The sequence below is a fragment of the Streptomyces misionensis genome, from assembly GCF_007896895.1.
In the GTDB taxonomy this organism is placed as follows: domain Bacteria; phylum Actinomycetota; class Actinomycetes; order Streptomycetales; family Streptomycetaceae; genus Streptomyces; species Streptomyces misionensis_A.
Genome location: NZ_VOGW01000095.1, coordinates 2,631 through 8,584 on the forward strand (window position 1 = coordinate 2,631; position 5,954 = coordinate 8,584).

Annotated in this window: 7 protein-coding genes and 2 pseudogenes; 3 read left to right on the top strand and 6 right to left on the bottom strand. The window is 73.2% G+C overall.

The features are described 5' to 3' along the window. Positions 1 to 56: 56 nt before the first annotated feature. Both FRZ03_RS16420 and FRZ03_RS16425 read left to right on the top strand, forming a co-directional pair. On the top strand, positions 57 to 869 hold the full coding sequence (locus tag FRZ03_RS16420) for a hypothetical protein (protein ID WP_146465905.1): 813 nt from the start codon (positions 57 to 59) through the stop codon (positions 867 to 869). A 49-nt stretch (positions 870 to 918) separates the two neighbouring features. Beyond that, the gene (locus tag FRZ03_RS16425) at positions 919 to 1,248 is read left to right on the top strand and encodes a rhodanese-like domain-containing protein (protein WP_146465920.1); all 330 of its coding nucleotides are present in this window, start codon (positions 919 to 921) and stop codon (positions 1,246 to 1,248) included. Here FRZ03_RS16425 and FRZ03_RS40345 read toward each other — a convergent pair. The 6 genes and pseudogenes from FRZ03_RS40345 to paaA all read right to left on the bottom strand — a co-directional run. Next, a pseudogene (locus FRZ03_RS40345) lies at positions 1,214 to 1,581 on the bottom strand (acyl-CoA dehydrogenase family protein); the annotation flags it as partial. The gene FRZ03_RS16425 and the pseudogene FRZ03_RS40345 sit on opposite strands and share 35 nt — an antisense overlap. Before the next feature lie 62 nt (positions 1,582 to 1,643). Continuing rightward, a complete protein-coding gene (locus FRZ03_RS16435; protein WP_146465906.1) occupies positions 1,644 to 2,708 on the bottom strand; it encodes a 2Fe-2S iron-sulfur cluster-binding protein in 1,065 nt (354 codons plus the stop codon). Further along, positions 2,708 to 3,235, bottom strand: a complete 528-nt coding sequence (gene paaD, locus FRZ03_RS16440; RefSeq protein WP_146465907.1) for a 1,2-phenylacetyl-CoA epoxidase subunit PaaD — start codon at positions 3,233 to 3,235, stop codon at positions 2,708 to 2,710. Before paaD ends, FRZ03_RS16435 begins: the two co-directional genes overlap by 1 nt. Further along, a complete protein-coding gene (paaC, locus tag FRZ03_RS16445) occupies positions 3,229 to 3,960 on the bottom strand; it encodes a 1,2-phenylacetyl-CoA epoxidase subunit PaaC (RefSeq protein WP_146465908.1) in 732 nt (243 codons plus the stop codon). Before paaC ends, paaD begins: the two co-directional genes overlap by 7 nt. Beyond that, positions 3,957 to 4,244 carry a 1,2-phenylacetyl-CoA epoxidase subunit PaaB gene (gene paaB, locus FRZ03_RS16450; protein ID WP_014673816.1) on the bottom strand — a complete coding sequence of 96 codons (288 nt, stop codon included), beginning with the start codon at positions 4,242 to 4,244 and terminating at the stop codon, positions 3,957 to 3,959. The genes paaC and paaB overlap by 4 nt, the downstream gene beginning before the upstream one ends. Beyond that, complete coding sequence (gene paaA, locus FRZ03_RS16455; protein ID WP_146465909.1) at positions 4,241 to 5,269, bottom strand: 1,2-phenylacetyl-CoA epoxidase subunit PaaA; 1,029 nt, start codon at positions 5,267 to 5,269, stop codon at positions 4,241 to 4,243. Before paaA ends, paaB begins: the two co-directional genes overlap by 4 nt. A 348-nt stretch (positions 5,270 to 5,617) precedes the next feature. Here paaA and FRZ03_RS39145 point away from each other — a divergent pair. After that, a pseudogene (locus tag FRZ03_RS39145) lies at positions 5,618 to 5,954 on the top strand (hypothetical protein); the annotation flags it as partial.

The following is a 5,954-nucleotide window of genomic DNA, read 5'->3' on the forward strand; positions in this document are numbered from 1 at the left end:
CCGCCACCGTGACCGGCCGAACCGGCCGGGGCGCGGTGCGGCGCTACGCTGGGCGGGTGACCACCCCGGAAGCTGACCAGCCCGCCGCACCACGTCCCGAGGAGCGGCTCGAACGGGCCGTCCGCGCCGCCGAGCAGGCGTTGATCGAGTACGAGATCGCCGTGGAGACCTTCCGCGTCGAGGTCGAGAACTTCTCCCGGCTGCACGAACAGCGGCTCGGCCCGCTCTATCTGCGCATCGAGGAACTGGACGCCGAGATCGCCGAGGCGAAGGCCGCGCGTACCGGTGACCCGGAGGACGTGCGCCGCGCCGAGGAGGCCCGTGCCCGCGTCCTGCCGATCCCCGGCGTCGAGGAACTGCTGGGCGGGTGGATGGACGGCCACGGCCTCTACCCCGAGGCCGCCGCCATGCTCACCGATCAGGCGGTGCGCCCCCCGCAGCGGGTACGGCCCGGTGAGGAGGCCCGCAAGCTCTACCGCGAGCTGGCCCGCAAGGCCCACCCCGACCTGGCGCAGGAGGAGGACGAGCGCAAGCGGCGCGAGGAGTTCCTGACCCGCGTGAACGCCGCCTACGCCCGGGGCGACGAGAAGCTGCTGAAGGAGCTGGCCGAGGAGTGGGCGGCCGGCCCGGTGCCGCCCGAGCGGCTCCCGAGCCCCGCCGAGGAGCTGTACGCCCGCCTCGAATGGCTCTCCCAGCGCAAGGAACTGCTCACCCTGGTCGCCCGTGAGCTGGAGGACGGCGCCATCGCCGGCATGCTCCGCCTCGCCCCGGACGATCCCGACGGGCTGCTGGAGGAGATCGCCGGCAAGCTGCGCGCCGACATCGCCCAGCGGGAGGCGGAGCTGGCGGTCCTGCTGGGGCAGGACTGAACCGGGCCCGCCTTCGGGTAGCGTCGGAGACATGAATTTCGGAGCTGGTGTGCCCACGGTCGGGGTCACGGACCTCAAGGACGGCGACTTCCTGCTGGACGTCCGCGAGAACGACGAGTGGCAGGCGGGTCACGCCGAGGGAGCGCTGCACATCCCGACGAGCGAGTTCGTGGCCCGTTACGGTGAGCTGACCGAGGCCGCCCCGCAGGACGGCCGTATCCATGTGATCTGTCGCTCCGGCGGCCGGTCCGCCCAGGTCACCATGTATCTGGCGCAGCAGGGTATCGACGCGGTGAACGTCGACGGCGGCATGCAGTCCTGGGCCGCCGCGGGCCGCCCGGTGATCACCGACGACGGCCGCCCGGGCCACGTGCTGTAGTACGCCCCCGGGGTCGGCCGAGCGGGTGTGCCCCGGCAGACCCCGGGCGTTTCCTCGTACGCCGCGCCGCCGGGCCGAGTGCCGGTTCCAGGTGCTTGGCCCAGGCGTGGTGGCGGTGCGGGGGATGGTCGGTGTCCGCGCCGTAGCCGCCGCGGCAGATGCCGCACCGTCCGCACCACTCGCCGGACGCCCTGCGCCGCCCAGATCTTCGCCACCGCCACACCTCGGCGACGGGCAGCGGGCCCGGCGCCCCCGGGACCAACCGCCATGCGGCCTGTCACCGGTGGCCTCACCGGCCCGCAGAGCGATGTACCGGTCCGCCGCCTGCACGGCGGCACCCGGGCGAGGACCTCCTGGAAGAACGGAAACCTCGGCGGCCTGTCCGTGAGCGCTTCTCAGCGGTCGAAGTCCAGCTCCACCTGTTCGGTCAGCGGATGGGACTGGCAGGCCAGCACATATCCGGCGTCCGTCTCCTCCTCTTCCAGGGCGAAGTTGCGGTCCATCCGGACCTCGCCGGAGACCAGGAAGGCACGGCAGGTGCCGCAGACCCCGCCCTTGCAGGCGTAGGGCGCGTCGGAGCGGTTGCGCAGCACCGTCTCCAGCAGGGACTCGCCCTCCCGCACGGGCCAGGTGCCGCCGCGGCCGTCGAGCCGCGCGGTGACCGTGCTGTGCGCGGCCGCCGGTGCGGTGCCGGCGGCGGTCGGGCCGGAGTCCACGTGGAAGATCTCCTCGTGGATCCGGGCGCGGTCGACGCCCAGCCCGCGCAGCGCCCGCTCGGCGCCCTGCACCAGCCCGTAGGGCCCGCACAGGAACCAGCCCGCCACCTTCTCCAAGGGGAGCAACCGCGGCAGGAGTCCGGTGAGGCGTTCCTCGTCGAGTCGGCCGGACGGCAGTCCCGCCTGCTGCTCCTCCCGGGAAAGCACGGTCACCAGCTGAAGCCGCTGCGGGTAGCGGTCCTTCAGGTCGGCGACCTCCTCCAGGAACATCGTCGAGGCGGCCGTGCGGTCGCCGCGGATCAGGCAGAACCGGGCCTCGGGCTCCCGCGCCAGCAGGGTGGAGACGATGGACAGCACCGGGGTGATGCCGCTGCCGCCGACGACGGCCGCGTACAGCCCCGGTGCCGGGTCCAGGGTGAAGCGGCCGGCCGGGGTCATCACCTCCAGTTCGTCCCCGACGTTGATCTCCTTCAGCGCGTAGGTGGAGAAGGCGCCGCCCTCCACCAGCCGCACCCCGACCCGCAGACTGACGGGGCCCTCGGCGTCCGGGGCGGGGGCGGGGGAGCAGATCGAGTAGGTGCGCCGCACCTCCGTGCCGTCCACCCGGCGCCGCAGCGCGAGGTGCTGTCCGGGAGCGTGGCGGTACTCCGCGCGCAGCTCGGGCGGGACGGTGAGGGTGAGGGCGACGGAATCGTCGGTGAGCCGGTCGACCGCGGCCACCTGGAGCGGGTGGAAGCGTGCCATCACAACTCCTTGAAGTGGTCGAACGGTTCGCGGCAGGACAGGCAGCGGCGCAGCGCCTTGCACGCGGTGGAGGAGAACCTGCTCAGCAGCTCGGTGTCGGCCGCGCCGCAGTGCGGGCAGTGGACCGGTTCGGTCTCGGCGGCCTGGGTGCGCGTCGGGCCGAGGGCCAGCGGTACGGGGCCCGAGGACCCGCGCACCCGCGGGGGAGCTATCCCGAACTCCCGTAGTTTGCGGCGGCCTTCGGGGCTGATGTCGTCGGTCGACCAGGCGGGGGAGAGCACGGTGCGGACGGTGACCTCGCGCATGCCGTGTTCCCGAAGGACCCGCTCGATGTCCAGGCTCATCGCCTCGATCGCCGGGCAGCCGGTGTAGGTGGGGGTCAGATCCACCTCGGCGGTGTCGGCGTCGCGCAGCCGCACCGCGCGCACCACGCCCAGCTCGTGGAGCGTGAGCACCGGAAGCTCGGGGTCGGGGACCGAGCCGGCCAGTTCCAGCAGCTCCGCCTCCAGGGCGGTGGCGGTCACCATGACGCCCCCGGGTGGCTGCGGTGCAGATGCTGCATCTCGGCGAGCATCCGCCCGAACGGTTCGGTGTGGATGCCCTGGCGGCCCGCGCCCGCCGACCAGGCCCCGGTGCGGGGCCCCTCGGGGACGCTCAGGGTGGCCCGGCCGAGCACCTCGGTGACGGACTCCAGCCAACGGGACTCCAGGGCCGGCCAGTCGACGTCCAGGCCCTCCACGGGCTGGAACATCTCCCCCGTGTACCGCCACAGCGCCGCGTAGGCGCGCCGCATCCGCTCATGGCTGGTCTCGGTGCCGTCGCCCAGGCGCAGGGTCCACTGCTCGGCGTGGTCGCGGTGGTAGGCGACCTCCTTGACCGCCTTCGCGGCGAGCGGTGCGAACGGGCCGCCGCCCGCGGCGAGTTCGGCGTGCAGGAGGTGCTGGTAGGTGGAGAAGTACAGCTGGCGGGCGATGGTGTGGGCGAAGTCGCCGTTCGGCTGCTCGACCAGCTGGAGGTTGCGGAAGGCGCGTTCCTCGCGCAGGTACGCCAGTTCGTCCTCGTCGCCGGCCAGGGACAGCAGCACCCGGGCCTGGCCGAGCAGGTCGAGGGCGATGTTGGCGAGGGCGACCTCCTCCTCCAGGGCGGGGGCGTGCCCGGCCCATTCGCCCAGGCGGTGGGAGAGCACCAGGGCGTCGTCGCCGAGGGCGAGCGCGGCGGTCACCGAGGCGGTGGCGGGTCCGGTGGCGGTCACAGGTGCTTCACCCCTTCCGGGATCTCGTAGAAGGTCGGGTGCCGGTAGGGCTTGTCGGCGGCCGGTTCGAAGAAGGGGTCCTTCTCGTCCGGCGAGGACGCGGTGATCGCGGCGGCCGGGACCACCCAGATGGAGACGCCCTCGCCGCGCCGGGTGTACAGATCGCGGGCGTTGCGCAGGGCCAGCTCGGCGTCGGGGGCGTGCAGGCTGCCGGCGTGGGTGTGGGAGAGGCCGCGCCGGGAGCGCACGAAGACCTCCCACAGGGGCCAGTCGGTGGTGCTCATGCTCGCTCCGCTCCCGTCGTCTCGTGTGCGGCGGCTTCGGCGCCGCCGGTGTGCTTGGCCGCGTAGGCCGCAGCCGCTTCCCGTACCCACGCGCCCTCGTCGTGGGCGCGCTTGCGCTGGGTGAGGCGCTGTTCGTTGCACGGCCCGTTGCCCTTGAGGACGTCCCAGAACTCCGACCAGTCGATCGGGCCGAAGTCGTAGTGCCCGCGCTCCTCGTTCCACGTCAGGTCCGGGTCGGGGAGGGTGAGGCCCAGGGACTCGGCCTGGGGGACGCAGATGTCGACGAAGCGCTGGCGCAGTTCGTCGTTCGAATGGCGTTTGATCTTCCAGGCCATCGACTGGGCGGAGTGCTGCGACTCGTCGTCGGGCGGGCCGAACATCATCAGCGAGGGCCACCACCAGCGGTCCACCGCGTCCTGGGCCATCGCGTGCTGTTCCGGGGTGCCCTTGCTCAGGGCCAGCAGCAGCTCGTAGCCCTGGCGCTGGTGGAAGGACTCCTCCTTGCAGATCCGCACCATGGCGCGCGCGTACGGGCCGTAGGAGCAGCGGCACAGGGGGACCTGGTTGGTGATCGCGGCGCCGTCCACCAGCCAGCCGATCGCGCCGACGTCGGCCCAGGTCAGCGTGGGGTAGTTGAAGATCGAGGAGTACTTCTGGCGGCCGCTGTGCAGCTTGTCGAGCAGTTCGTCGCGGCCGGTGCCGAGGGTTTCGGCGGCGCTGTACAGGTACAGGCCGTGGCCCGCCTCGTCCTGGACCTTGGCCATCAGGATCGCCTTGCGGCGCAGGGAAGGCGCGCGGGTGATCCAGTTGGCCTCCGGCTGCATTCCGATGATCTCGGAGTGCGCGTGCTGGGCGATCTGGCGGACCAGCGTGGCGCGGTAGGCGTCGGGCATCCAGTCGCGCGGTTCGATGCGTTCGTCGGCGGCCACGGCCGCGTCGAAGACGCGCTGGTAGTCCGCCGGTTCCCGGGCGGCGGCGCCGTCCGCCTGCGGGCGGGCCGTGCGCTGCGCGGCTGCTGTGGCCATGCGGTCCCCCTGACCTCGGGCTCTGTGACGGATTCACCCGACCGATCGTTCGGTCGTGTGCATCAATGGTGTGCTGGGCGGCCGGACAGTGTCAACCGCTGTGGAAAACTCCGCGCGGAACCCGCGGACGAGCGGGGCCTGTGGACGAAGCGTGCGGGGACGGGAGGGCCCCCGCACCCGGACTGTGCCGGAGGGGGCGGGGCTGAGTACCGTTCCGTGCGAGTGCCGTGGTGCGGCGCTCGCGGACCGTGCGGCGCCGGTGGCGGGCGGCCGTATCGACGAGCAGACCCAGAGGGCCGGCCCGGCCGGGCCGGCCCACGACCGAGCCGGAACAGGGGACGGGGCGGGATGGACGCGTACGACGAGGACTCGGGGGCCGCGCCCGGCCCGGACGGGTCGACCGGGGCGCGTCCCCCGGAGCACGCCCCGGAACCACTGCCGGACGGCGGGCACGACGAGGGCCCCGTCGAGCGGGAGCCGCGCCGGGAGCCGGTGGGCCGTGCGTGGTCAGGCCGGGGGCCGGTGGACGGGGAGTCGGCGGACCCGGAACCGACCGACCCGGACGCGGTGCGCCAGGAAGTCTCCGGCCTGGAGCTGTTGGGCCTCAAGCCGACGGACCGGGAACCGACGGACCGGGAACCGACGGACCGGGAGCCGTTGCGCCCGGAGACGACCCGTCCGGAGA